This is a genomic window from Achromobacter deleyi (genome assembly GCF_016127315.1).
GTDB classification, from domain to species: Bacteria; Pseudomonadota; Gammaproteobacteria; order Burkholderiales; family Burkholderiaceae_B; genus Achromobacter; species Achromobacter insuavis_A.
The window spans coordinates 2,357,261-2,379,115 of record NZ_CP065997.1 but is presented as its reverse complement, the minus strand read 5'-3'; the positions used below and the strand labels follow the sequence as shown (position 1 = coordinate 2,379,115).

General features: G+C 69.2%; 19 protein-coding genes. 6 read left to right on the top strand and 13 right to left on the bottom strand.

The window, feature by feature from the left end; genetic code table 11:
- Positions 1–2: 2 nt before the first annotated feature.
- The 5 genes from cydB to I6I07_RS10720 all read left to right on the top strand — a co-directional run bounded on the left by cydB (position 3) and on the right by I6I07_RS10720 (position 3,940).
- Positions 3–1,010, top strand: a complete 1,008-nt coding sequence (cydB, locus tag I6I07_RS10740) for a cytochrome d ubiquinol oxidase subunit II (RefSeq protein WP_198486618.1) — start codon at positions 3–5, stop codon at positions 1,008–1,010.
- Positions 1,010–1,150: a DUF2474 family protein gene (locus I6I07_RS10735; protein WP_006391468.1), complete on the top strand. Its 141-nt coding sequence runs from the start codon at positions 1,010–1,012 to the stop codon at positions 1,148–1,150. Before cydB ends, I6I07_RS10735 begins: the two co-directional genes overlap by 1 nt.
- A 25-nt stretch (positions 1,151–1,175) precedes the next feature.
- Positions 1,176–2,585 (top strand): PLP-dependent aminotransferase family protein, encoded by a 1,410-nt coding sequence (locus tag I6I07_RS10730; protein WP_198486617.1) that lies wholly within the window; start codon positions 1,176–1,178, stop codon positions 2,583–2,585.
- 102 nt (positions 2,586–2,687) lie between these two features.
- Positions 2,688–3,410, top strand: a complete 723-nt coding sequence (locus I6I07_RS10725; protein WP_198486616.1) for a hypothetical protein — start codon at positions 2,688–2,690, stop codon at positions 3,408–3,410.
- 53 nt (positions 3,411–3,463) lie between these two features.
- Entirely contained in the window at positions 3,464–3,940 is a 477-nt protein-coding gene (locus I6I07_RS10720) for a hypothetical protein (RefSeq protein WP_198486615.1), read from the top strand.
- Between the two features lie 68 nt (positions 3,941–4,008).
- Here I6I07_RS10720 and I6I07_RS10715 read toward each other — a convergent pair whose 3' ends face one another.
- The 13 genes from I6I07_RS10715 to I6I07_RS10655 all read right to left on the bottom strand — a co-directional run bounded on the left by I6I07_RS10715 (position 4,009) and on the right by I6I07_RS10655 (position 20,394).
- The gene (locus tag I6I07_RS10715; protein ID WP_198486614.1) at positions 4,009–4,974 is read right to left on the bottom strand and encodes a Bug family tripartite tricarboxylate transporter substrate binding protein; all 966 of its coding nucleotides are present in this window, start codon (positions 4,972–4,974) and stop codon (positions 4,009–4,011) included.
- Between the two features lie 88 nt (positions 4,975–5,062).
- Positions 5,063–6,268 carry a tricarballylate utilization 4Fe-4S protein TcuB gene (gene tcuB, locus I6I07_RS10710; protein WP_198486613.1) on the bottom strand — a complete coding sequence of 402 codons (1,206 nt, stop codon included), beginning with the start codon at positions 6,266–6,268 and terminating at the stop codon, positions 5,063–5,065.
- Complete coding sequence (gene tcuA / locus I6I07_RS10705) at positions 6,255–7,670, bottom strand: FAD-dependent tricarballylate dehydrogenase TcuA (protein WP_198486612.1); 1,416 nt, start codon at positions 7,668–7,670, stop codon at positions 6,255–6,257. The genes tcuB and tcuA overlap by 14 nt, the downstream gene beginning before the upstream one ends.
- Before the next feature lie 106 nt (positions 7,671–7,776).
- Entirely contained in the window at positions 7,777–8,703 is a 927-nt protein-coding gene (locus tag I6I07_RS10700) for a LysR family transcriptional regulator (protein WP_198486611.1), read from the bottom strand.
- 72 nt (positions 8,704–8,775) lie between these two features.
- On the bottom strand, positions 8,776–9,678 hold the full coding sequence (locus I6I07_RS10695; protein WP_198486610.1) for a c-type cytochrome: 903 nt from the start codon (positions 9,676–9,678) through the stop codon (positions 8,776–8,778).
- A complete protein-coding gene (locus tag I6I07_RS10690; RefSeq protein ID WP_198486609.1) occupies positions 9,671–11,023 on the bottom strand; it encodes a c-type cytochrome in 1,353 nt (450 codons plus the stop codon). The genes I6I07_RS10695 and I6I07_RS10690 overlap by 8 nt, the downstream gene beginning before the upstream one ends.
- Positions 11,024–11,276: 253 nt before the next feature.
- Positions 11,277–11,975, bottom strand: coding sequence for a glutathione S-transferase N-terminal domain-containing protein (locus tag I6I07_RS10685; RefSeq protein ID WP_198486608.1), 699 nt, complete (start codon positions 11,973–11,975; stop codon positions 11,277–11,279).
- A gap of 232 nt (positions 11,976–12,207) precedes the next feature.
- On the bottom strand, positions 12,208–13,881 hold the full coding sequence (locus tag I6I07_RS10680) for an HAL/PAL/TAL family ammonia-lyase (protein WP_198487480.1): 1,674 nt from the start codon (positions 13,879–13,881) through the stop codon (positions 12,208–12,210).
- Between the two features lie 110 nt (positions 13,882–13,991).
- Positions 13,992–15,110: an MBL fold metallo-hydrolase gene (locus tag I6I07_RS10675; protein ID WP_232626034.1), complete on the bottom strand. Its 1,119-nt coding sequence runs from the start codon at positions 15,108–15,110 to the stop codon at positions 13,992–13,994.
- Positions 15,111–15,132: 22 nt separating this feature from the next.
- Positions 15,133–16,473, bottom strand: coding sequence for an MFS transporter (locus I6I07_RS10670; protein WP_420094572.1), 1,341 nt, complete (start codon positions 16,471–16,473; stop codon positions 15,133–15,135).
- A 50-nt stretch (positions 16,474–16,523) separates the two neighbouring features.
- Complete coding sequence (locus I6I07_RS10665) at positions 16,524–18,179, bottom strand: urocanate hydratase (protein WP_198486607.1); 1,656 nt, start codon at positions 18,177–18,179, stop codon at positions 16,524–16,526.
- Positions 18,180–18,190: 11 nt separating this feature from the next.
- Positions 18,191–19,282: a DUF917 domain-containing protein gene (locus I6I07_RS10660; RefSeq protein WP_198486606.1), complete on the bottom strand. Its 1,092-nt coding sequence runs from the start codon at positions 19,280–19,282 to the stop codon at positions 18,191–18,193.
- A gap of 215 nt (positions 19,283–19,497) precedes the next feature.
- Positions 19,498–20,394 (bottom strand): LysR family transcriptional regulator, encoded by an 897-nt coding sequence (locus tag I6I07_RS10655; RefSeq protein WP_198486605.1) that lies wholly within the window; start codon positions 20,392–20,394, stop codon positions 19,498–19,500.
- Between the two features lie 101 nt (positions 20,395–20,495).
- Between I6I07_RS10655 and I6I07_RS10650 the strand changes: the two genes are divergently transcribed.
- Entirely contained in the window at positions 20,496–21,851 is a 1,356-nt protein-coding gene (locus I6I07_RS10650) for a dihydroorotase (RefSeq protein ID WP_198486604.1), read from the top strand.
- Positions 21,852–21,855 lie beyond the last annotated feature (4 nt).

The window sequence follows — 21,855 nt, the reverse complement described above, 5'->3', positions numbered from 1 at the left end:
CCATGGGCATCGACCTTGCATTGATATGGGCCGGCATCATCCTGTTCGGCGTGATGATGTACGTGGTGATGGACGGCTTCGACCTGGGCATCGGCATCCTCTTTCCGCTGATCGCCGACGCCGAGGAACGCGACGCCATGGTCAACACCGTCGCGCCCGTCTGGGACGGCAACGAGACCTGGCTGGTGCTGGGCGGCGCGGGGCTGCTGGCCGCGTTTCCGCTGGCCTACTCGGTGATCCTGAGCGCGCTGTACCTGCCGCTGGTGTTCATGCTGCTGGGGTTGATCTTCCGCGGCGTGGCGTTCGAGTTCCGCTTCAAGGCCGACCCGCGCCATCGCGCGCTGTGGGACCGCGCCTTCGTGCTCGGCTCGCTCTGCGCCACCTTCTTCCAGGGCGTGACGCTGGGCGCCTACATCGAGGGCATTCCGGTGGTCGACCGCGCCTACCAGGGCGGGCCGTGGGACTGGATCAGTCCGTTCTCGCTATTCACCGGCGCGGGCCTGGTGGCGGCCTACGCGCTGCTGGGCTGCACCTGGCTCATCATGAAGACCGAGGGCCGCCTGCACCGCCACATGTGCGCGCTGGCGCGGCCGTTGACGCTGGCGCTGCTGGCGGTGATCGCCGTGCTCAGCCTGTGGACGCCGCTGGCGCAGCCGCAGATCGCGCAGCGCTGGTTCAGCCTGCCCAACATGTTCTGGTTCCTGCCGGTGCCGCTGCTGGTGGCGGCGGCCGGCATCGACCTGATGCGGCGCGTGCGCGGCGCGCCCGACGCGGGGCCGTTCGTGCTGGCGCTGTGCCTGGTGTTCCTGGGCTACAGCGGCCTGGGCATCAGCATCTGGCCCGCGGTGATTCCGCCCGACGTGTCGATCTGGACCGCCGCCGCGCCGCCGCAGAGCCTGGGCTTCGCGCTGGTCGGCGCGCTCGCCATCATTCCGATTATCCTGATGTACACCGCCTGGTCCTACTACGTGTTCCGCGGCAAGGTGCGCACCGGCGAGGCGTTTCACTGATGGCCGCGCCGACCTCCCTGCCCTCCTGGCGCAGCCGGCTGCTGTGGCTGCTGTTGATCTGGGCCGGCGGCGTGGCGGCGCTGGGCCTGGCCGCCGGCGCGCTGCGGCTGGTGATGCGCGCCATCGGCATGTCGACCTGAACCGCCGTCTTCCCCGGATCCTCCCATGAAGCGCTATGAACGGCTGACCGAAGAAATCACCGCCTCGATCCTGTCGGGCCTGCTGCAGGCGGGCGACCGGCTGCCCTCGGTGCGCCAGACCAGCGCCAGCCGCGGCGTCAGCCCGTCGACGGTGTTCAAGGCCTACTACCTGCTGGAAGCGCGCGGCCTGATCCGCGCGCGCGACCGCTCCGGCTACTACGTGCTGCGCGCCTCGCAGGCCGCGCTGCCCGAGCCGGACGACCTGTCCAGCGCCGCCGCCGGCCGCCACCCGGTGGACGTCAGCGACAACGTGCTGCAGGTGCTCAACGCCACCTTGCGGCGCGACATGCTGCCGTTCGGCTCCGCGTTTCCCAGCCCGTCGCTGCTGCCCTACAGCCGGCTGGCGCGCTACATGGCCACCACGGTGCAGCAACTGGACCCGTGGGGCTCGATCGACGACCTCAGCCCCGGCGATGCCGCGCTGCGCCGCGCCATCGCCTTGCGCTACCTGGCCGACGGCCTGACGGTGCCGGTGGACGACATCATCATCACCAACGGCGCGCTCGACGCGCTCAACCTGTGCCTGAGCGCGGTCACGCGGCCCGGCGACGCGGTCATCGTGGAATCGCCCACGTTCTATGCCGCCTTGCAATCGCTCGAACGCAACCAGCTGCACGCCATCGAGGTGGCGACGCATCCGCGCGAAGGCATCGACCTGCAGGCGCTGGAGCGGGCCATCGTGCAGCACCAGCCGCGCGCCTGCTGGCTGATGACGACCTTCCAGAATCCGCTCGGCAGCCTGATGCCCGAGGCCAAGAAGGAGGCGCTGGTCAAGCTGCTGGCGCGCCACGGCGTGGCGCTGATCGAGGACGACGTCTATGGCGAGCTGTACTTCGGCGCCACGCGGCCGCGGCCCGCCAAGGCCTTTGACGCCGATGGCATGGTGATGCATTGCTCGTCGTTCTCGAAAACGCTGGCGCCGGGCTACCGCGTGGGCTGGGTCGCGGCCGGGCGCTACACCCGCGCCATCATGCGCAACAAGCTCACCACCAGCCTGGCCACCGCCGCGCCGACGCAGGCCGCGATTGCCGCCTACCTGGCGCAGGGCGGCTACGACCGCCACCTGCGCCAGTTCCGCCAGACGCTGGCCTTGCAGCAAGGCGAGATGCTGCAAGCGGTGGCGCGCTACTTTCCCAAGGGCACGCGCGCCACGCGGCCGCTGGGCGGCTACTTCACCTGGGTCGAACTGCCCGCGCACATCGACACCTTGCGCCTGCATCGCGCGGCGCTCGACCACGGCATCAGCATCGCGCCGGGCCCGCTGTTTTCCTCGTCCGGCGCGTTCGGCAACTTCCTGCGGCTGAACTGCGGACACCCCTGGAACGCGGAGATGGAGCAAGGCATGGCGACGCTCGGCAAGCTCATGGCGACATGAAATCCGCCATATTGATACAGATGGAAACCCCGCCCCGACGCGCATCCCTTAGAGTGCGAAGCCTTCAACATCAGGACGGTGCCGCGTCGCGGCGCGTTGCTCATGACGGCTTCCTTTCCCCGTGTTCTACCGCGCCATGCGCTGGGTTGCTACCTCGGCGCAGCCGCGCTGCTGTACCTGTTCAGCGCGCAACTGCTGGCCATCATTGACATCTGGCTGCTGCCGCGCAGCCTGCTGGTCGAGATGCTGCGCTATCGCGCCATGTGGCTGGTGTTCTTCCTGACGCTGCCCGCCGTGGGCTATCTGCTGTGGCGCGGTTCCGACCTGGTCGCCTGGTGGCGCGCGCCCGCCGCGTTGACGCTGGATGACCGCGCGCTGCGCCTGGGCGCACGCACGGTGGCGTTCAGCGACATCGCGTCGATGCGCCATCGGCACAATCGCGACCATCTGCTGCTCACGCTGGCCAACGGCGAGCGCGTGCGCTTGCGGCTGGGAATCTGGGCAGGCGCCGATGAACTGCTGGAACAGCTGGACGCGCGCGTCGGCGGCAATCTCGAAGCCGACGCCCAGCGCCGCATCGACGCCGGCGCCACCGTCGCCTTCGGCACCCTCGGCATGAACGCGGCCGGGCTGGTGCACAAGGGCCGGCAGATTCCGTGGACGGCGATCGACACGATCCGCACGCAGTCCGACAGCGAAGGCATGGAGACCGACGAGACGCTCATCATCGTCGCGCAGGGCAAGACCCACAAGATCGACCGCTCCCGCATCGACAACGAGCCTGTGATGCTGGCCTGTCTGCAGCGCTACCTTCCCAACGCCTGACCCCGACATCCGCCCATCGTGGCGGCCTCCCATCCCCATCACGCAGCCTCGACATGGAAATCTACAGCTCCGCCTCGCACCAAGCCCAAACACTGGCCGACCGTCCGGTGTACTACTCGCGCAACCGCCTCATCGTCGGCGCCGTCATCTGGACGGTGGCCGCGGTGGTGTTCGGCGCCCTGGCCGCGCGCACCCGCGGCAATCTCGGCGGCATGGCGTTCTTCGCCGCCATCGCGGCCATCGGCGTCTGGCTGGTGATCCGCTGCCTGACGCGCGCCTTCGGCACCGCCAGGCCGGTGATCACCTTCACCCGCGCGGGCCTGCAGGTGACGGACGGCACGGTCATTCCGTGGGACGCGATCAACGAGAACACCTACGTCAACCAGACCTACGTCGGCATCCCCACCGCCAGGCAGATCCAGTTGAAGACCTCGCTGCCGAACCGCAAGCGCGTGCTGATCCAGGCCATGGCGCTGGAGATCAGCGCCGACGAATACCTGGCCTTGTGCGACGCCTACCAGGCGCGCTGACCCGACCGGCATCTTCCCCTCGGCGGGACAGGGCCGGCCCCCAATGCCGGCCCGGCATGCGCCACGCCTCAGTTGGCGGTGGCGCCGGAATCCTTCACCGCCTGCGCCCAGGCCGCGATCTCCTGGCGGATGAACGCGCCGAAGTCGGCGGTATGCAGGCTCGACGCCTGGGCCCCTTCTTCCATCAGGCGCTGCCTGACCGCCGGCGCCGCCAGCGCGCCGCCCAGGGCGTCGTTCAAGCGCGCCACCACCGCGTCCGGCGTTCCCGCCGGCGCCACCACACCATGCCACGACAGCGCCTGGAAGCCCGCCAGGCCCGATTCCGCCATGGTCGGAACCTCGGGCAAGGCCGGCGAGCGCTGCGGCGAGGTCACCGCCAGCGCACGCAGCGTGCCCGCCTTGACGTGCGGCAGCACGCCCGGAATCGTCGTGAACAGGAAGTCGATCTGGCCGCCGATCAGGTCGGTGATGGCCGGGCTGCCGCCCTTGTACGGCACGTGCGTGAACTGCAGGCCCGCGGCGCGCTTGAACATCTCGCCGGCCAGGTGGCCGGGCGTGCCGGCGCCGGCCGATCCCATGTTGCTGCGATCGCCCCGCGCCTTGACGTAGGCGATCAGCTCGGACACGGTCGCGGCTTTGACGTTGGGGCCAACCACCAGCACGTTGGGCACGGTGGCCAGCAGCGTGACCGGCGTGAAATCCTTGACCGCGTCGTACGAGATGCGCGAGTACAGCGACGGGTTGATGCCATGCGTGCTGGCGGTCGCCAGCAGCAGCGTGTAGCCATCGGGCGCGGCCGATGCCACCTGCTTGGCGGCGATGGTGCCGTTGGCGCCGCCCTTGTTGTCGATCACGATGGTCTGCCCCAGCGTCTTGGCCGCCTCGGCCGCCACGGTGCGGGCCAGGATGTCCGAGGTGCCGCCGGCCGAATGCGGCACGACCAGCGTGATGGGCTTGGCGGGAAAGGTCTGCGCGTGCGCGGCCGGCAGCAGACAGGCGGCGAATGCCGCATGGGCAAGGCGATGAGGGAACATGCAAGTCTCCTGAGGATATTGGAATCGCGGCGCCTTCGAGGACGCCGTCATGCACGGGCCGGCCGCCGGCGGGCGGCCGCCGCGCGGCTCAATCGGCGCCCAACCGCAACTTGTCGGGCTGCCGCTTTTCGATCGCCCACTTCAACAGCGCGGCCGAGCGATAGATGCCATGGGCGAACTTGCCGTAAGGCAGGGTCAGGAACAGCGCCATCACCACGCCCAGGTGCACCGCCAGCAGCAGGGCCATGGCGCCGGTGTCGCGGCCGGCCAGCAGCGCCAGGCCGGTGGCGCTGGTCAGCAGCAGCAGCGCGATGAAGCCACGGTCCATCGGCTTCTGCGCCGCGTCGCCCTGCAGCGGATGGCGTTTCAGGTTCAGCCACAGCAGCCCCGCCGGCCCGATCAGCAGGCCGATGCCGCCCGCCGTGCCCAGCAGCACCGGCGCGCTCCAGAACGGATACGGCGCCTGCTGCCCCAGCAGGTAGTGATAGAGCGTGGCCACGCAGGTGGCGGCAAAGCACAGCATGAAGCCGTAGAACGTGAAGTGATGGAACCGGCGGCGCCACAACGTGAAGGCATCGTCGGCGTTGTTGCAACCCTTGCCGTGGCCGCCGTCCAGGTAGCGCAGGCGCAGCGCGTCGTGCGCGGCCTCGGCCACCGCCGCGCCGCTGGCCGCGCCGGGGCTGACGTCGCGCCAGAAGCGCGCCGCGCCGATGCCCAGCGCCAGCATGGCGCAGCCGAACACCGCGCCGAACATCAGCGCCAGCGTGTTGTGCGGGAACACCGCGTAGAAATTGCCCGCCAGCGGCGCATGGAACAGCCCGCCCGTCAGCATCACCATCAACGCCAGAAACAACGCCAGCCCCGCCGCCGTGGCCAGCGACAGCGCCAGTCCGTTGCGCTGGTACAGCTTGCCCAGCGCGGCCGGAAACGCGTATTCGGTATAGGTCTGCAATCGCACCTTGGCCATGGCTTGCGGCACGTTCACCGCGAACTCGTGCGGCGGCGCGTACTGGCAGGCGTGCAGACAGGCGCCGCAGTTGTGGCACAGGTTGGCCAGGTAGTTCAGATCGGCCTTGCCGAACTCCAGCCGCCGGGTCATGGCCGGAAACACGGCGCAGAAGCCTTCGCAGTAGCGACAGGCGTTGCAGATCTGCATGACGCGCGCCACCTCGGTTTCGTCCGGGCTGAGCACGGCGGCGCCACGGCCATGCCAGCGCACCGGCTGTTCGATCATCGCCGGGGCCGGCTGCGCGAACGATTGGGCCTCGCGGGCCAGGGTCTCAAGCTGCCGCATGCTGTGCTCCTGCTTGATGCGATTGGCGCGCGGCGGCCGCGGCGCGGGTGCCGGCGATGCGGCCGAAGGCGGTGCCGATGGACATGCCCACCCCCGCCGTGTAGCCCTTGCCCAGCACGTTGCCTGCCATCATCTCGCCCGCCACGAACAGGTTGTCGCTGGGCACGCCGTTGAAACGGACCGCGGCGGTCTCATCCACCTTCAGGCCCAGATAGGTGAACGTGATGCCGGGCCGCAGCGCGTAGCCGTAGAACGGCGCGGTGTCGATGGGCCGGGCCCAGTGCGTCTTGGCGGGCGCCAGGCCCTCGGTGCGGCAGTCGTCCAGCGTCGTGTGGTCGAAGGTGCCGGTTCTACAGGCCTGGTTGTATTCGCGGAGGGTGCGCTCGAACGCCACTGGGTCCAGCCCCAGCCGCCGCCCCAGTTCCGGCACGGAATCGGCGGTGACGCCCGGAAACACCGGTGGCATGAAGCGGCCGACGGCCTTGGCGTCGATGATGGAATAGGCGATCTGCCCCGGCTGCATGGCGGTCAGGCGGCCCCAGATGGCGTAGCGCTTGGGCCAGAAGTCCTCGCCCTCGTCGTAGAAGCGTTGCGCGTCGCGGTTGACCACCACGCCCAGCGAGACGCAGTCGATGCGGGTGCAGATGCCGCCGTCGTACAGCGGCGCGCGCGCGTCGATCGCCACGCAGTGCGACTGCGACGGATCGCCGATGCGGTCGGCGCCCGCGTCCAGCATGAACTTGAGCAGCACGCCCTGGTTGTAGCGGGTGCCGCGGATGAGGAAGTTGTCGGCCGGCCATTCGCCGCGCTCGTTCTGGCCCCACGCCTCACGCAGCCAGTCGCGGTTGGACTCGAAACCGCCGGCCGCCAGCACACAGGCGCGCGCCTCGATGCGCTCGGCGCCGATGCGGGCGGCCTTGAAGCGGCCGTTCTCCAGTTCCAGCGCGTCCACCGGCGCGTCGTAGCGGATGCGCACGCCCAGGGCCTCGGCGCTGCGGTAATAGGCGTTCACCAGCGCCTTGCCGCCGCCCATGAAGAAGGCATTGGTGCGGGCCACGTGCAGCGCGCCCGACAGCGGCGGCTGGAAATTGACGCCGTGGCGCCGCATCCAGTCGCGACAGGTGGCGGACTCGCGGATCACCAGCCGCGCCAGCTTTTCGTCGGTCTGGCCGCCGGTGACCTTGAGCAGGTCCTGCCAGTATTCCTCTTCCGGATAGGCGTCCACCAGCACGTCCTGCGGCGCGTCGTGCATGCAACGCAGGTTGCGCGTGTGCTGCGAATTGCCGCCGCGCCATTCGCGCGGCGCTGCCTCCAGCAGCAACACGCTGGCGCCCGCCTCGCGCGCCATCAGGGCCGCGCATAGCGCCGCGTTGCCCCCGCCCACCACCAATACGTCGACCATGTGTTCGTTCCCGGATCAAGGAACGGACTGTAGGCCGGCGCCGCGCGCCGCGATATCAGCGCGGCGTCAACGGGTCTTCATGATTCGTGAAGGGTGCGGCATCCGCTCAGGCCGCGTGCAACGTCGTCACCGCCCACTTGCCGTCGCGCGCCAGGCCGCGCGACACGTCGGCCAGCACCAGGCGCGCGGCCAGCGCGGCGGGCGACAGCTCGTCGTCCGACAGGCTGGCCAGCAGGTTGGGCCGGAACAGGTCGGCGTCGTCGATCCGCGCCATGGCGAGCGGCCCCGGCGCGATGCGCGCGGTGGCGGAACTGGGCTGAATGGTGGCGGCATAGCCCAGCTGCACCACGTCCATCAGCAGCGCCAGGCCATCGACCTCGGCCACCACGCGCGGCGTCAGCCCGCGCTGCTGGAACGCCTGGCTGACCAGGGCGCGCAGCCCGTGGCGGCCGCTGGGCAGCACCAGCGGCAGGCCGGCGATCGCTTCCAGGCGGGTGGTCGGGCCGGCGGGCAGGCCGGGCATGCCGCGCCCGGCGCACAGGAACAACGGCTCGTCCAGCAGCGGCATCACGCTCCAGCGGCGCGCCGCTTCGGCGTGAAATACGACGGCCAGGTCGAGCTGGCGGCCGTTGAGCATGTCGGCCAGGTGGCCCGACAGCGCCTCGACCAGATGCAGGCGGATGTCGGGATAGCGCTGGTTCATGGCCTGCACGAACGGCGCCCCCAGGATGGACGCGGTGGTGGACGACAGGCCGACGCTGACATGGCCGGCCAGGCGCGCCTGCTGCGCGGCGTGGACGGCGTCGTCGGCATGGCGCAGCGCGAGCTGGGCCTGGCGGAAGAACGCCAGGCCGGCGTCGGTCGGCACCACGCCGCTGGCGCTGCGTTGCAGCAGCCGCGTGGCCAGTTCGCCTTCGAGCCGGCTGATCTGCTGGCTGAGCGCGGACGTCACCATGCCGAGCGACATGGCCGCGCGGCCGATGCTGCCGGCTTCGACGACGCGAACGAAATAACGAAGCTGGCGCAGTTCCATGGCGGGCCCGGACAAAGGATGACCCGCCGATTGTAGGACGCGGGGCAAGCCGGCGGCCCGCCCCGCCACGCGTCAGTAGCGCGCGTCCTTGGGCTTCTTGCCGTCCGGCCAGTCCTTGTCCTTGGGCGGGAAGTCCGGCCGCGGCATGTGGGTGAAGTACTCGGCCACGTCCACCGCGTCCTGGTCGGACAGCACCGCGCCCTCGCCCCAGTTGCCATGGGTGTTCACCCCCATCGGCATGCTGTTGCGAATGAACGCCGCCGCCTTGTAGGTGCGCGCCAGGCCCGCGCCGATGTTGAACGATTCGTCGCCCCACAGCGGCGGGAACACGATGTTGCCGGCGCCGTCGCGCTTGCCCTCGCCGTTGGCGCCGTGGCAGGCCGCGCACTGCGCCCCGTACAGGGTCTTGCCGCGCGCCGAATCGGGAACCAGCTTGGTATCGATGGGCCAGGCGTTCTTGATCTGCACCTGGGCGCCATGCGGCACGTCCTGCGCCAGCCACTTCATGTAGGCCAGCATCGCCAGCATTTCCGGCGATTCCTTGTCCAGCGGCTTGCCGTTCATGGAGCGTTGGAAACAGCCGTTGATGCGATCCGCCAGCGTCACTTCGCGGCCCGCGCGCGGGTTGAACTGCGGGAACGAATTGACCGAATTGATGTACGGCGCGCCCAGCGGCTTCTTGCCCTGCTGCACGTGGCAGCTGCTGCAGTTGAGGCTGGCGCCGGTGTTGTTCGGTAGCAGCCGGCGGGTTTCGTTGAGCAGGCGCTGGCCGTGGCGGATCTGTTCGGCGTTGGGTTCCTTGTCGATCAGGGTGTCGGACGGAATGGTGTAGTCGGCCAACCGCTTGCCGTCCTTGTCGAGCACGGCGAAGGTCTTGGTCTCGGCCGGCGCCGGCGGGGCCGCCAGCGCGGTCATGCCGCCGCCGGCCGCGGCCGCCAGCGCCACCGTGGCGGCGATCTTGTACAGGTTATTCATGCTTGCCTCCCGACACGATGTTCGGCTTCTTGCTGGCCAGGAAGTCGCGGATGTGCGCGACCTCGTCGCTGGCGATCGGCGGCGCCTGGTTGGTCCAGGCCGTGCGGATGAAGTTGATGACGTCGGTGATGTCCTGGTCGCTCAGGTGGTTGAAGCGCGGCATCGCGAAGGCCATGGTGTCATGGTCGTTGGCGGGCATCTTGCCGCCTTCCAGGGTGATCTGGATGATCGACTGCGGGTTCTGCGCGAAGATCGCGGAGTTGCCCGCCAGCGCCGGGAAGATGCGCGGCATGCCCTGGCCGTCTGCCCGGTGGCAGATGACGCAATGCTCCATGTAGATCACCGCGCCGCGCGAGTCGTAGCGGCCGGCCAGCAGCGACGCGGTGGTGGCGTCCGCCTTGGCCGGGAACACCGGCACCTTGCCCTTCACGGGCGGCAGCTGCTTCAGATACGCGGCGATGCTGGCCAGGTCGTCATCGGTGAAATAGCGCGTGCTGTGCTCGACCACGTCGGCCATGGCGCCGAACACCGCGACCCGGTCGGTGCGGCCGGTCTTGAGGAACAGGGCGATGTCGGCCGCGCTCCAGGAAGCCAGGCCGCGGGCCTCGCCGCGCAGGCTCTTGGCGCGCCAGCCGTCGATCACGGCGCCAGACAGGAACGCGTCGCCATCGGCCATCGACAGCGCCTTTTCCTGGTAGGCCAGGCCGCGCGGCGTATGGCAGGCGCCGCAATGCCCGGGGCCTTCCACCAGGTAGGCGCCGCGCGTCACCTTCTCGTTGGCGCCGGCGGGCGCGGCGAAGTCGCGCTTGCCGGCGAACAGCAGCTGCCACCAGGCCATGGGCCAGCGCATGTTCAGGGGCCAGGGAATGGTCGAATCGGCGCTGGGCTTGTCGACCGGCGCGACGTCGGCCATGAAGTAGGCGTAGAGCGCCTGGATGTCGCGGTCGGGCATGATGGCGTACGACGGATACGGCATGGCCGGATAGAGCGCGGCGCCGTCCTTGCGGATGCCGTACTGCACCGCGTTCTTGAAGTCGGCGTAGCTGTAGGCGCCGATGCCCGCGGTCTTGTCGGGCGTGATGTTGGACGAGTAGATCGTGCCGACCGGCGTCTGCATCGCCAGGCCGCCCGCGAAGGGCTTGTCGCCCGGCACGCTATGACAGGCGACACAGTCGGCGGTGCGCGCGATATAGGCGCCGGCTTCGGCCAGCCGGCGGTCCTGCGGATCCACGGTGGTGGTGCTGTCCGTCTTGCGGATGGCGGTCAACAGGTGGGCGCCGCCAATCCCGCCGCCTATCCCCAGCAGCGCCACCAGCGCCACCGCCTTGATCCCGAAATGCTTCATTTGACCCTCCGTTGCGTGCCGGGCAGCGCGCACGTCGGGTGTTCGTACTGCGTCGTCCAGCTTATGGAGGCAGCTTACGCTTTTCAGTAATAAACATATTACCGAAAAGCATGAAAGTATCGGGGTTGTTTGACGCGGCGCAAGCAGGCCGAATCTTGGAGACTCGTTAACACGAGAACAGTCCGATGTTGGACCCATTTCCCCGGGACCGGCGGGGCGTCAGGCCCCGGCCGACCCCGGTGCAAACCGCCCGTCAGGCCGGAATTGTCAGACCCTTGGCCACCGCCGGACGCGCCACGAAGGCCTCCAGCACCCGCGCGACGTTCTTGAACTGCGAGAACTCGACCAGCTCGCCCGCGCCGTAGAAACCAACCAGGTTGCGCACCCACGGCAGGATGGCGATGTCGGCGATGGTGTATTGGTCGCCCATGACCCAGTCGCGGCCTTCCAGGCGCTTGTCCAGCACGCCCAGCAGGCGCTTGGATTCGGCCACGTAGCGGTCGCGCGGACGCTTGTCCTCGTAGTCCTTGCCGGCGAACTTATGGAAAAAGCCCAGCTGGCCGAACATCGGGCCGATGCCGCCCATCTGGAACATCACCCATTGCAGGGTCTCGTAGCGCCCGGCGGTGTCGGCGGGGATGAACTGGCCGGTCTTGCTGGCCAGGTAGACCAGGATGGCGCCGGACTCGAACAGCGCCAGCGGCTTGCCGTCCGGACCGTTGGGATCGAGGATGGCCGGGATCTTGTTGTTCGGGCTGAGCGACAGGAATTCCGGCGAGAACTGGTCTTGCGAATCGAAACTGACCCGGTGCGGCTCATAGGGCAGGCCCAGCTCTTCCAGCAGGATCGACACCTTGACGCCATTGGGCGTGGGCAGCGAATAGAGCTGGATGCGGTCGGGATGCCGGGCGGGCCATTTCCGGGTGATGGCGAACGAGTCGAGGGAAGACATGCGGGGGAGCTCCTGGAGATCCGGGTGGCGATGAGGGGTGGCGATCGTGGCGGGCGCGGCCACTGGCCGACGCCCCGCGGCGCGTCGGGCAAATGTAGCGCAAATCGCCCGTCGGCAAGCGCCTTGTGGCCGCGGCGCGGGCACTGGCGACGCAACGGTCCGTTCCAGGAAAAAACCGTATCACCGGCAGGGGTTTGCGGACGGGCGCGGGCGGGCTTTCCCGCCCTGCCGTTCAGCGCTCCGCGTCGGCCCGGCCCCAGGCCGGCGGTTGCGCCCGGGCCTGGCGCAGGAAGGCGGTGGCGGTGATGACGTCGGCGTCGTTGCGCCGGTCCTCGACCATGGCAGGCACCTGCGCGCGGAAGTCCCGCCACAGGCTGGCGGTGCCCTGGCCCAGGGCCGCCGCCGGCCCCTGCGGATAGCGCAGGTCGACCGCCTGGGCGCCGTGCATCAGTTCCACCGCCAGCAGCCGGGTCAGGGACGCGACCTGGCCGGTCACGCGCAGCCCGGTCAGCGGCGCGTTGGTGCCGACGTCCTCGATGTTGCCGGCCTGGGGCTGCACGTCGGTCACGACCGGCCCCGACAGGGCGCGCACGTCCGCCGCCAGCGACGACACCGTCTTCTGGATCGGGCCATAGCCGATGGCGCCATTGCCCGGACTGAGAAAACGCGGCAGCCGCGTGAACGCCGGATCCGTCAGGCGCAAGGTGCGCTGCGCCGACAATTGCGCCACCTGCGACAGCGCCACCGCGGTACCTTGCAACGGCAGGACCCAGGCGCTGGGATCGAACCCCGCGCTGGGGATCACCGCGCCACGCACCGGGCCCGAGGTCACGTAATACTGCGTCTCGTACTCGGGCGCATCGGCCGCGGGCGCCGCATCCAGCACCACCGTCGGGTTATCGTCGGAACTGTTGATCTGCACCTGCAACTGCCGGTCCAGCAGCGCCAGCAGGTCGCGCGCCGCGCCATGCACCTGGCTCACCGTGCGAAAACTCAGCGGGTCCTGCAATGGCCGCTGCGGGTCGCGCTTCCACAGCGCGCTGCCGCGCAGCAGGCCCAGCATGCGCTCGGCGGTCTGGCGCTGGCCGGCGTAGGGCCGCTGCGCCTGCGCCGGCGCCAGCAGCGGCGCCAGGTTGCCGTCCAGGCCTTCCAGCGACAGCGCCGCCACCGCGTCGGCCTGCGCCAGCAACGCGCGCGCATCGTGCGCGGCCAGCACCGCCAGCGCGGCGCCGTAGGCGTTCGAGCTGACCATCGAGAGCGCGTCCTTGCCGAACGGACGCACCGCCGCCAGTCCGGCCTCGCGCAGGGCCTGCTCGGCGCCCATGCGACGGCCGCCGTGCCAGGCTTCGCCCTCGCCCATCATCACCAGGCCGATCTGCGGCAGGATGGTGATGTCGGCCTGGCCGACCGAGCCTTCGCCCAGCATCACCGGCGTCACGTCGCGGTTGAGAAACGCGGCGTATTGCTCCAGCACCGCCGGCTGCATGCCGGCGCCGCCGAACAGCGCGGTGTTCAGGCGGATCAGCATGGCGGCGCGGGTCACGTCGCGCGGCGCCTCGGCGCCGTAGGCGGCACTGTGCGAATGCAGCAGGTTGCGGTTGAACTGTTCGGACAGGCGCCGCACCTCGGGCGAGATCTCGCCGCCCTGGAAGATGGTCTGGTCCTTGTTCAGTCCCACGCCCCGATTCAGGCCGTAGACCGGCTTGTCCAGGCGCGCGTAGGCCAGCAGCAGGTCGTAGGCGCGCGCCGCGCGCCGCGCCGCGGCCGGCGCGATGGCGACGGCGCAATCCTGCCGCGCCACCGCCAGCACCTGCGCGGCGGTCAACGATTTACCGTCCAGCGTTACGCTGCAATCGTCTGCCGCCTGCGCGGCCGTGCCGAGCATCAACGCCGCCAGCAGCGCCATCCGGCTCCACGCGCACGCCGCGCGTCGATGGGTTTCCACACGCAAAGACTTCATTCCGCCTCCGATGACGCTTAGAGCCTGTGCGAGGCTCCTTTTAGTGTGAACAGGCCCTAGGGTTGCTTCAGGGGAATACGCATCAAATCCTGGCCCAGTACCACCGGCCCCTTGAAGGTCTCGCGGGCGTGCAGCCAATGGTCGGCCGGCGCATCGCCGGGCACCAGGTGCGACAGCACCAGCTTGCGCACGCCGGCCTGGGTGGCCGCCTCGCCCGCCTGCTGCGGCGTGGTGTGCGCCTCCAGCAGCTGCCGGGCCAGCGCCTGCTGGCGCGCGTCCCATGGCTTGGGGCCGACGATATGGTCGACCCAGGCGGGATCGATCGCCTCGTGCACCAGGATGTCGGCGCCGCGCGCCAGCTTGACCAGGTTGGGGCTGAGCGCGGTGTCGCCCGAGAACACCACCGAGCCCGACGCGGTGTCGAGACGGTAGGCGAAGTTGGGATACACCAGCCCGTGCGGCACCAGGATCGCGCTGACCGTCACGCGCTCGTCGCGCCAGACCTCGAACGGCTCCATCGGCGGCGCCGGATCGACGTTCGGATCCTTCACCACGCCGGCCGGCACGACGATGTCATGCGCCTGGAAGAAACCGCGCACGTCCGGCACGCCTTCGCTGCGCACGCGGATGTTGAGGTCGGCGGCCATGCCGGCGACCACCGAGTCCACCAGGTCCACGGTGCCCGCGCCCGGATTCTCGGCATGGATCACCGGATCGCCCGCCAGGCCCGGCGCCAGCGGCGGCAAGGCGCCGCGGCGGCCCGGCCCGTAGATCTGCAGCGACGCCTTGGCGCGGCGGCGCGCGCTGGGGTCGTACATCAGCAGGCTGGCCAGGTCGATGATGTGGTCGGTGTGCAGGTGCGTGAGGAACACGGCCTGCTCGGCGCCCGGCTTGATGCCGGCGCGGCGCAGTTGCCGGTAGGCGCCCGAGCCCAGGTCGACGATGTAGGCCTTGCCGTCCACCACCAGCGCCGACGAGATGCCGTGGGGCGCGTCATTGCCGTACCAGGTCGGGCCGCCGGCCACGCCCAGCAGCACCAGTTCGGCGCCTTCAGCCGCTTGCGCGGCAGGCGCGGCCAGCATGGCCGCCACGCCCAGCGCGGCGGCGGCGCGGCCGAGCCAGCGGCGCAGGCCGCTCGCGGCCGGCCGGCGCGCCGGCAAGCTTGCAAGCGCCACGTTCGTAAACCGCTTGCCGGCCTCAGACATGATTCTTCTGCGGCAGCACGGTCAACGCCACCAGCGCGACCACGCAGGCGCCCATCACATACAGCGCCGGCGCGAAGGCCACGCCGGTGGTGTAGGTGATCCAGGTCAGGATGGCCGGCGCGAAGCCGCCCAGCACCGTCACGGCGGTGTTGTAGGCCAGGGACATGCCGGACGAGCGCACCGCCGTCGGGAACACTTCCGACAGCGCCGACGGCGCGGTGCCGACGTACAGCGCCACCAGCAGGCAGAACGACGACTGCACCACGATCAGCGCGAACTGCGTGTGGTTGGCCTGCAGCCACATCATCAACGGATACACCGCGATCAGCAGCAGCAGGGCCGAGGCGCGCAGCACGGTGCGGCGGCCGTAGCGGTCGGACAGCGTGCCCGAGAAGAAGCAGCCGCCGATCAGGAACAGGTTGCCCACCAGCGCGCCCAGAAAGGCCTGCGAGCTGGTGAAGCCCATGCTCTTCTGCACGTAGATCGGCATGAAGATGATCAGCGCGTACGGACCGATGGCCCACAGCACCGACATGCACAGGCCGGTGAACAGTTCGCGCGGATAATCGCGCAGCACGCTCAAGAGCGGCGCCTTGGCGGGCTTGCCGCTGGCGGCCTGGCGCTGCTGTTCCTCGCGGAAATGCGGCGTCTCGTCGAGTGCGCGGCGCATCCACAGCCCCACCGGCGCGATCGCCAGGCCGACGATGAACGGAATGCGCCAGCCCCACTCGCCCACCTGGTCTTCGGTCAGCAGCGTCGTCACCAGCGTGGCGACCAGCGCGCCCAGCAGGTTGGAGATACCCATGCTGGCCTGCAGCCACGAGGCGTACTGGCCGCGCTTGCCGGCCGGCGCGTGCTCGACCAGGAAGGCGGTGGCGCCGCCGACTTCGCCGCCGGCCGAGAAGCCCTGCAGCATGCGGCCGCACACGATCAGCAGCGGCGCGCCTACGCCGATGGCGGCGTACGGCGGCGCGATGGCGATCAGCAGCGTACCCAGCGCCATCAGCATGATGGTCAGCGTCAGCGCGGCCTTGCGGCCGGCGCGGTCGCCGTAGGCTCCCAGCACCAGCGCGCCCAGCGGCCGCACCACGAAGCCCAGCCCGAAAGCCAGGAACGAGGCCATCAGCTGCACCGTCGGGTCTTCGTTGTGGAAGAAGTTCTGGCCGATATACACCGCGAACAGCGCGTAGACCGAAAAGTCGTACCACTCCAGGGCGTTGCCGATCGAGGCGGCGATGACCGCCTTCTTGGCGCCCTTGTGCTCATCGGCGCCCGCGTGGGCGGCATTGCCCCCCACCATCCCCGCGCCCGGGTTGATTGCGATGTTTTTCATTGACGTTCCCGTTGATTCGCCCCGTATCCGGGGCTGTTATGTACTGCCGTTCAGACCCGCGCCGCCATCGTGTCGATGCGGTCGATACCCTTTTTGTCCACTTCGTCCAGCGCCTCTTCATAGCCGGCGTCGGCATAGCGCAGCACGCCGCTGGCAGTGTCATTGGTCAGCGACAGCGACAGGCGCTGCGCCGCCGCGTCGGTGCCGTCGGCCACCACCGTCACGCCGGCGCTGGTCATGTAGCCGCTGTAGCCGCCGCCGCCCGAGTGGATCGCCACCAGGTCGGCACTGGACGAGCAGTTGATCATCGCGTTCAGCAGCGGCCAGTCGGCGATGGCGTCGGAGCCGTCGCGCATGTTCTCGGTCATGATGTTCGGATGCGCCATCGCGCCGGCGTCCAGGTGGTCGCGGGTGAACGCTACCGGCGCGGCCAGGATGCCCCCGCGCACCATGCGGTTCACTTCCAGCGCCAGTTCGGTGCGCTCGCCGTGGCCGAGCCAGGCGATGCGCGCCGGCAGGCCCTCGAACGGCACGGACTCGCGCGCCAGCCGGATCCAGTTGGACACGATCAGGTTGTCGGGGAAGCGCCGCAGCAGGAAGTCGTCGATCTTGCGGATGTCGTCGGGGTCGTTGGACAGCGCGATCCAGCGGAACGGGCCGATGGCGCGCGCGAACAGCGGGCGCAGGAAGGCCTCGGTGAACACCGGGATCTCGAAGGCGCGCTCGACGCCGCCCTGCTTCGCGTGCGTGCGGATCAGGTTGCCGTTGTCGAACACCACCGCGCCACGGTCCTTGAAGCCCAGCATCGCGGTGACGTGGCGCACGATCGACGCGCGGCTGGCATTCATCAGCCCCGTCATGTCGTCGCGGCGCATGCGCGCCACCTGCTCCAGCGTGTGGCCGGCCGGCACGTAGCCGTAGACCAGGTCATGCGCCGAGGTCTGGTCGGTGACGATGTCGGGCACGATGCCGCGCGCCAGGATCTCGGGAAACACGTCGGCGGCATTGCCCAGCAGGCCCACCGACAGCGGGCGGCGCGCCGCCTGCGCGTCGCGGATCAGCGCCAGCGCCTCGTCCAGCGTGTCGGCGCGGCGTTCCAGGAAGCCGGCCTTGATGCGTTTCTCGATGCGTTCCGGATCGATCTCGACCGTCAGGATGGCGGCGTTGGCCATACGGCCCGCCAGCGGCTGGGCGCCGCCCATGCCGCCCATGCCCGCGGTCAGGATGAAGCGGCCGCGCAGGTCGTTGTCGAAATGGCGCTCGGCGATGCGCGAGAAAATCTCGTAGGTGCCCTGGATCACGCCCTGCGAGCCGATGTACTGCCAATCGCCGGCGGTCAGGCCGCCCCAGCAGATCAGGTTGTCGTCCTGCAGGCGGTAGAAGTTCTCCGCATGCGCCCACTGGCCGATCATGTTGCAGTTGGCCATGATCACGATCGGCGCCTGCGGATGGGTGCGCAGCACGCCGATGGGCTTGCCGGATTGCACGATCAGGGTCTGGTCTTCTTCCAGCGTCATCAGCGCGCGCACGATGGCGTCGTGCGACGGCCAGTCGCGCGCGGCGCGGCCCAGCGCCGCGTAGACCACCAGGTTGGCGGGGTCCTCGCCCACCGCCAGCACGTTCTCCAGCAGGCGCAGCAGCGCTTCCTGGCGCCAGCCCTTGCAACGCAGCGTGGCGCCGCCCGGCACCTTGAATTCACGTTTCATCGCGATACCCCTCAGTGGCCCAGCGCGTAGCCGGTGAAGTCCATGCCCAGCGCCTTCTCGACGATGGGGTAGACCGACGCGTCGGTGACGCTGGAGGACAGCGGGATGTGCTGCTTGGACACGTGCAGGATGGACACCTGCAGGCCCTCGCGCAGCTTGCCGGCGCTGACCGGGTTGCCATCGGCGTCCAGCGTGGTGATCACGTCCGGATAGCAGGCGATGCGCTCGCCCTGCCCGTCGGTCACCGCCATGTGTTCGTTCATGACGTGGATGACGCGCTTGCCCGCGCCCTCGCCGATCTCGACCGTGCCGATGTCGAAGGCTTCCTCGGTGTACTTGAGGGTGTTGCGCACCACCTTGCCGGAACCGATGATCTCGCCCTGCGTGGCCTTGCAGATGGCGTCGATCACGGCGCTGCCGCCCTTGGGCTGAGCCGCCAGGATCGCTTCGCCCAGCGCCAGCGCGCGGCTGATGCCGCCCAGCGCGGCGTGGCGCCGCACGTACGACGCGCGGATCGGGTTGCGGCAGCTGGCGATGAAGCCGCCGGCCATGTCGGCGGCCTTGCGCAGCACGGGCGACACCTTGCCGGTGGCGCCGTGCACGGTCAGTTCCATATAGGCGTTGTTGGCGCGGTTGCCGCCCACGGCGCACTGGATCATCGGCTCGGGGCTGCCGGCCAGGCCCAGCGAGCCCATGTCGCCGGTGGGATGGGCGCGGATGTCGCCCACCGCGTCCACCACCTTGGTGCCCAGCACCGCCGACGGCAGCCAGCCGTTGAGCGTGCTGGACATGCCGTTCTGGCCGATGATCAGGCCATACAGGCGCTCGCCCAGCGCATCCTGCAGGCGCTCGGCCGCCTTGACGTAGTCGATGCCCAGCATCTGCCAGTCGGTCAGGCCGCCGGGCGCGCCGATGGCGGCGGCGGTGGCGATCCAGGCGTCATCGGGCACTTCGTCCATCGACACCAGTTCGGGCCGGCCGATGGTCACGGCCAGCGATCCCAGTTCGCGGCCATGCTCGGCCCAGCCGCCCCCGCCACAGGCAAACACCGAACCGCCCCTGACCGCGGCTTCGACATCCTGCATCGTCAAGATTCTTCCCATTGCTGCGCCCTTCCTTTCCCGATTGCGTTTAGCGGCTCCAGCGGCGTTCGCGCTGGATAGACGAGGGCATCATAGGAACCAATCCCGTTAATGTCGTATTACCTTTTATGCCTTGTTCATAACATTGAGTTAATAGCGGGGTGCGCCCCGAGAGAAGGGCAATCCGGGGGCAGAACGGACCTAGGGATATCCCCAGGCGCCGGCAGGGGAAAAGATCAGGCGCCGGCGGGCTGGTCCAGCCTCACCAGCACGTCGATGAAGGCCTGCGCCAGGCGCGACAGCGGCTGCAATTGCAGGTGGAACACATTGACCGGCGCGTTGACCGTATCGGCGATCGGCACCGTCACCACGTCCGACCAGATCGGGCCGGCCACGGTGATCTCGTCCACCAGCGCCACGCCGGCGCCGGCCTGCACCAGGGCGCAGGCCACGTGCGCCTGCTGCACCTCGATGCGCGGCTCGGGCTGCGCGTCCTCGGCGCCGAACAGCTTGTGCACCAGCATGCCGAAGGGAATGTCGGCGCTGTAGCCGATCAGCGGCTCGCGCGCCAGCTCGGCGGCGGTGACCTGGCGGCGTCCGGCCAGCGGATGGCCGGCGGGCAGCACCGCCACGATGCGGTTCTCATAGAGCGGCCGGGTCGCCAGGCTGGGATGGTTCACCGGCATATAGGCGACGCCCAGCTCGACCTGCTGGGTCAGCAGCGACTGCTCCATCACCGCCGGGATCAGCGTCTGCAGCACGATGCGGATCTCCGGATGCAGCTGGCGAAAGCGGGCGATGGCGCGCGGCAGCAGCGACTGGCCCAGGCTCGGGCTACAGGACAGGCGCAACTGGCCCTCGCGGTTCTCCGCCAGGTTGTCGGCCACCTCGTTGACGCGCTGCACGTTCTGGTAGAGCGCGGTCACTTCGACGAACAGCCGCCGCGCCTCGGGCGTGGGGTACAGCCGCCCCTTGATGCGCTCGAACAGCATCAGGCCCAGGCGCTGCTCGGTGTAGGCGATCAGCCGGCTGACGGCGGGTTGCGACACGAACAGCAGCTTGGAGGCGCCGCTGATCGAACCGCTCAACATGATGGCGCGGAAGACCTCGATCTGGCGCAGATTCAATTTCATATGCTTAACCTGATGTTAATTCCCATGCACATATAAGCATAAGACGTTTTGAATCGTGCTTACTACACTGCCCTTCAGTTCTTCATTGGATGGAAGTGGTCATGAGCGATTTCGATTGGGTGGTGCGCGGCAATATCGTCGATCCGCACGGCATCGTGGAAAACGGCTGGCTGGCCGTGCAGGACGGCAGGATCGCCGCGCGCGGCACCGGCGCCGCCCCCGCGGCACGCGACAGCGTCGACGCCAGCGGGCAGTGGATCATCCCCGGCGTGGTCGACGGCCAGGTGCACTCCGGCAGCCAGGCCAACCAGGAAGGCCTGGGCTGGGCCTCGCGCGCCGCCGCCGCCGGCGGCGTCACGGTCATGGTCGACATGCCCTACGACGATCCCGAGCCGGTCGCCTCGCGTCCGCACCTGGACGCCAAGATCGCCGAGGTCGAGCGCGACTGCCACGTCGACGTGGCGCTGTTCGGCACCCTGAACAAGGAACACGGCCTGGCCGCCGCCGCCGGCCTGATCGAAGGCGGCGTCTGTGCCTTCAAGTTCTCCACCTTCGAAGCCACGCCCGGCCGCTTCCCCCGCATCGAGGAAGACGATCTGTACGATGCCTTCCGCCTGATCGCGCCGTCCGGCCTGGTGTGCGGCGTGCACAACCAGATGCAGGAAATGACGCGCAAGAACATCGCGCGCCTGATCGAGGCCGACGACACCGGCTGGGACGCCTTCATGCGCGCCCACACGCCGCTGATCGAGAACCTGGCCACCGCGCTGATCTATGAGATCGGCGCCGAGACCGGCGCCCGCGCCCACGCGGTGCACGTGTCCACGTCGCGCGGCTTCGAGATCTGCAACATGTTCCGCCGCAACGGCCACCGCGCCAGCATCGAGACCTGCGTGCAGTACCTGATGCTGAACCACGAGGAACACACCCGCCGCTTCGGCGCCAAGACCAAGCACTATCCGCCGATCCGCCCCAAGGCCGAGGTCGACCTGCTGTGGACCCACATCGCCAACGACGAGTGCACCTTCGTGTCGTCGGATCACGTCAGCTGGGGCCTGGAGCGCAAACAGAACCCCAACGTCTTCAAGAACTCGTCCGGCGGCCCGGGCCTGGAAACGCTGCTGCCGGCCTTCTGGACCGGTTGCGAGGAACACGGCATCTCGCCGTCGATGGTGGTGCGCCAGCTGTGCGACAACCCCGCGCGCCACTTCCTGCTGGACGACCGCAAGGGCACGCTGGAAGTCGGCAAGGACGCCGACATCGTCATCCTGACGCCGGAACGCCATGCCTACGATCCGTCCACCAGCCTGTCGGCGGTGCAATGGAGTTCGTTCGAGGGCCGCGAGTTCACGGTGCGCGTGGCCGGCACCTGGTGCCGCGGCCAGCAGGTCTATGATGGCCGCCGCATCGTCAACAACAAGGGCGACGGCCGCTTCCTGCGTCCGCGCAAGGCATGAACGG

What these genes read in the sequence shown, in the direction of transcription:
- I6I07_RS10715 (WP_198486614.1), bottom strand. Translation starts at nt 4,974, where the DNA reads ATGTTCCCTCATCGCCTTGCCCATGCGGCATTCGCCGCCTGTCTGCTG.
- I6I07_RS10665 (WP_198486607.1), bottom strand. Translation starts at nt 18,179, where the DNA reads ATGAAACGTGAATTCAAGGTGCCGGGCGGCGCCACGCTGCGTTGCAAG.
- I6I07_RS10725 (WP_198486616.1), top strand. Translation starts at nt 2,688, where the DNA reads ATGACGGCTTCCTTTCCCCGTGTTCTACCGCGCCATGCGCTGGGTTGC.
- cydB (WP_198486618.1), top strand. Translation starts at nt 3, where the DNA reads ATGGGCATCGACCTTGCATTGATATGGGCCGGCATCATCCTGTTCGGC.
- I6I07_RS10670 (WP_420094572.1), bottom strand. Translation starts at nt 16,473, where the DNA reads ATGAAAAACATCGCAATCAACCCGGGCGCGGGGATGGTGGGGGGCAAT.
- I6I07_RS10655 (WP_198486605.1), bottom strand. Translation starts at nt 20,394, where the DNA reads ATGAAATTGAATCTGCGCCAGATCGAGGTCTTCCGCGCCATCATGTTG.
- I6I07_RS10685 (WP_198486608.1), bottom strand. Translation starts at nt 11,975, where the DNA reads ATGTCTTCCCTCGACTCGTTCGCCATCACCCGGAAATGGCCCGCCCGG.
- I6I07_RS10650 (WP_198486604.1), top strand. Translation starts at nt 20,496, where the DNA reads ATGAGCGATTTCGATTGGGTGGTGCGCGGCAATATCGTCGATCCGCAC.
- tcuB (WP_198486613.1), bottom strand. Translation starts at nt 6,268, where the DNA reads ATGCGGCAGCTTGAGACCCTGGCCCGCGAGGCCCAATCGTTCGCGCAG.
- tcuA (WP_198486612.1), bottom strand. Translation starts at nt 7,670, where the DNA reads ATGGTCGACGTATTGGTGGTGGGCGGGGGCAACGCGGCGCTATGCGCG.
- I6I07_RS10660 (WP_198486606.1), bottom strand. Translation starts at nt 19,282, where the DNA reads ATGGGAAGAATCTTGACGATGCAGGATGTCGAAGCCGCGGTCAGGGGC.
- I6I07_RS10700 (WP_198486611.1), bottom strand. Translation starts at nt 8,703, where the DNA reads ATGGAACTGCGCCAGCTTCGTTATTTCGTTCGCGTCGTCGAAGCCGGC.
- I6I07_RS10690 (WP_198486609.1), bottom strand. Translation starts at nt 11,023, where the DNA reads ATGAAGCATTTCGGGATCAAGGCGGTGGCGCTGGTGGCGCTGCTGGGG.
- I6I07_RS10730 (WP_198486617.1), top strand. Translation starts at nt 1,176, where the DNA reads ATGAAGCGCTATGAACGGCTGACCGAAGAAATCACCGCCTCGATCCTG.
- I6I07_RS10680 (WP_198487480.1), bottom strand. Translation starts at nt 13,881, where the DNA reads ATGGCGCTGCTGGCGGCGTTGATGCTCGGCACGGCCGCGCAGGCGGCA.
- I6I07_RS10695 (WP_198486610.1), bottom strand. Translation starts at nt 9,678, where the DNA reads ATGAATAACCTGTACAAGATCGCCGCCACGGTGGCGCTGGCGGCCGCG.
- I6I07_RS10720 (WP_198486615.1), top strand. Translation starts at nt 3,464, where the DNA reads ATGGAAATCTACAGCTCCGCCTCGCACCAAGCCCAAACACTGGCCGAC.
- I6I07_RS10735 (WP_006391468.1), top strand. Translation starts at nt 1,010, where the DNA reads ATGGCCGCGCCGACCTCCCTGCCCTCCTGGCGCAGCCGGCTGCTGTGG.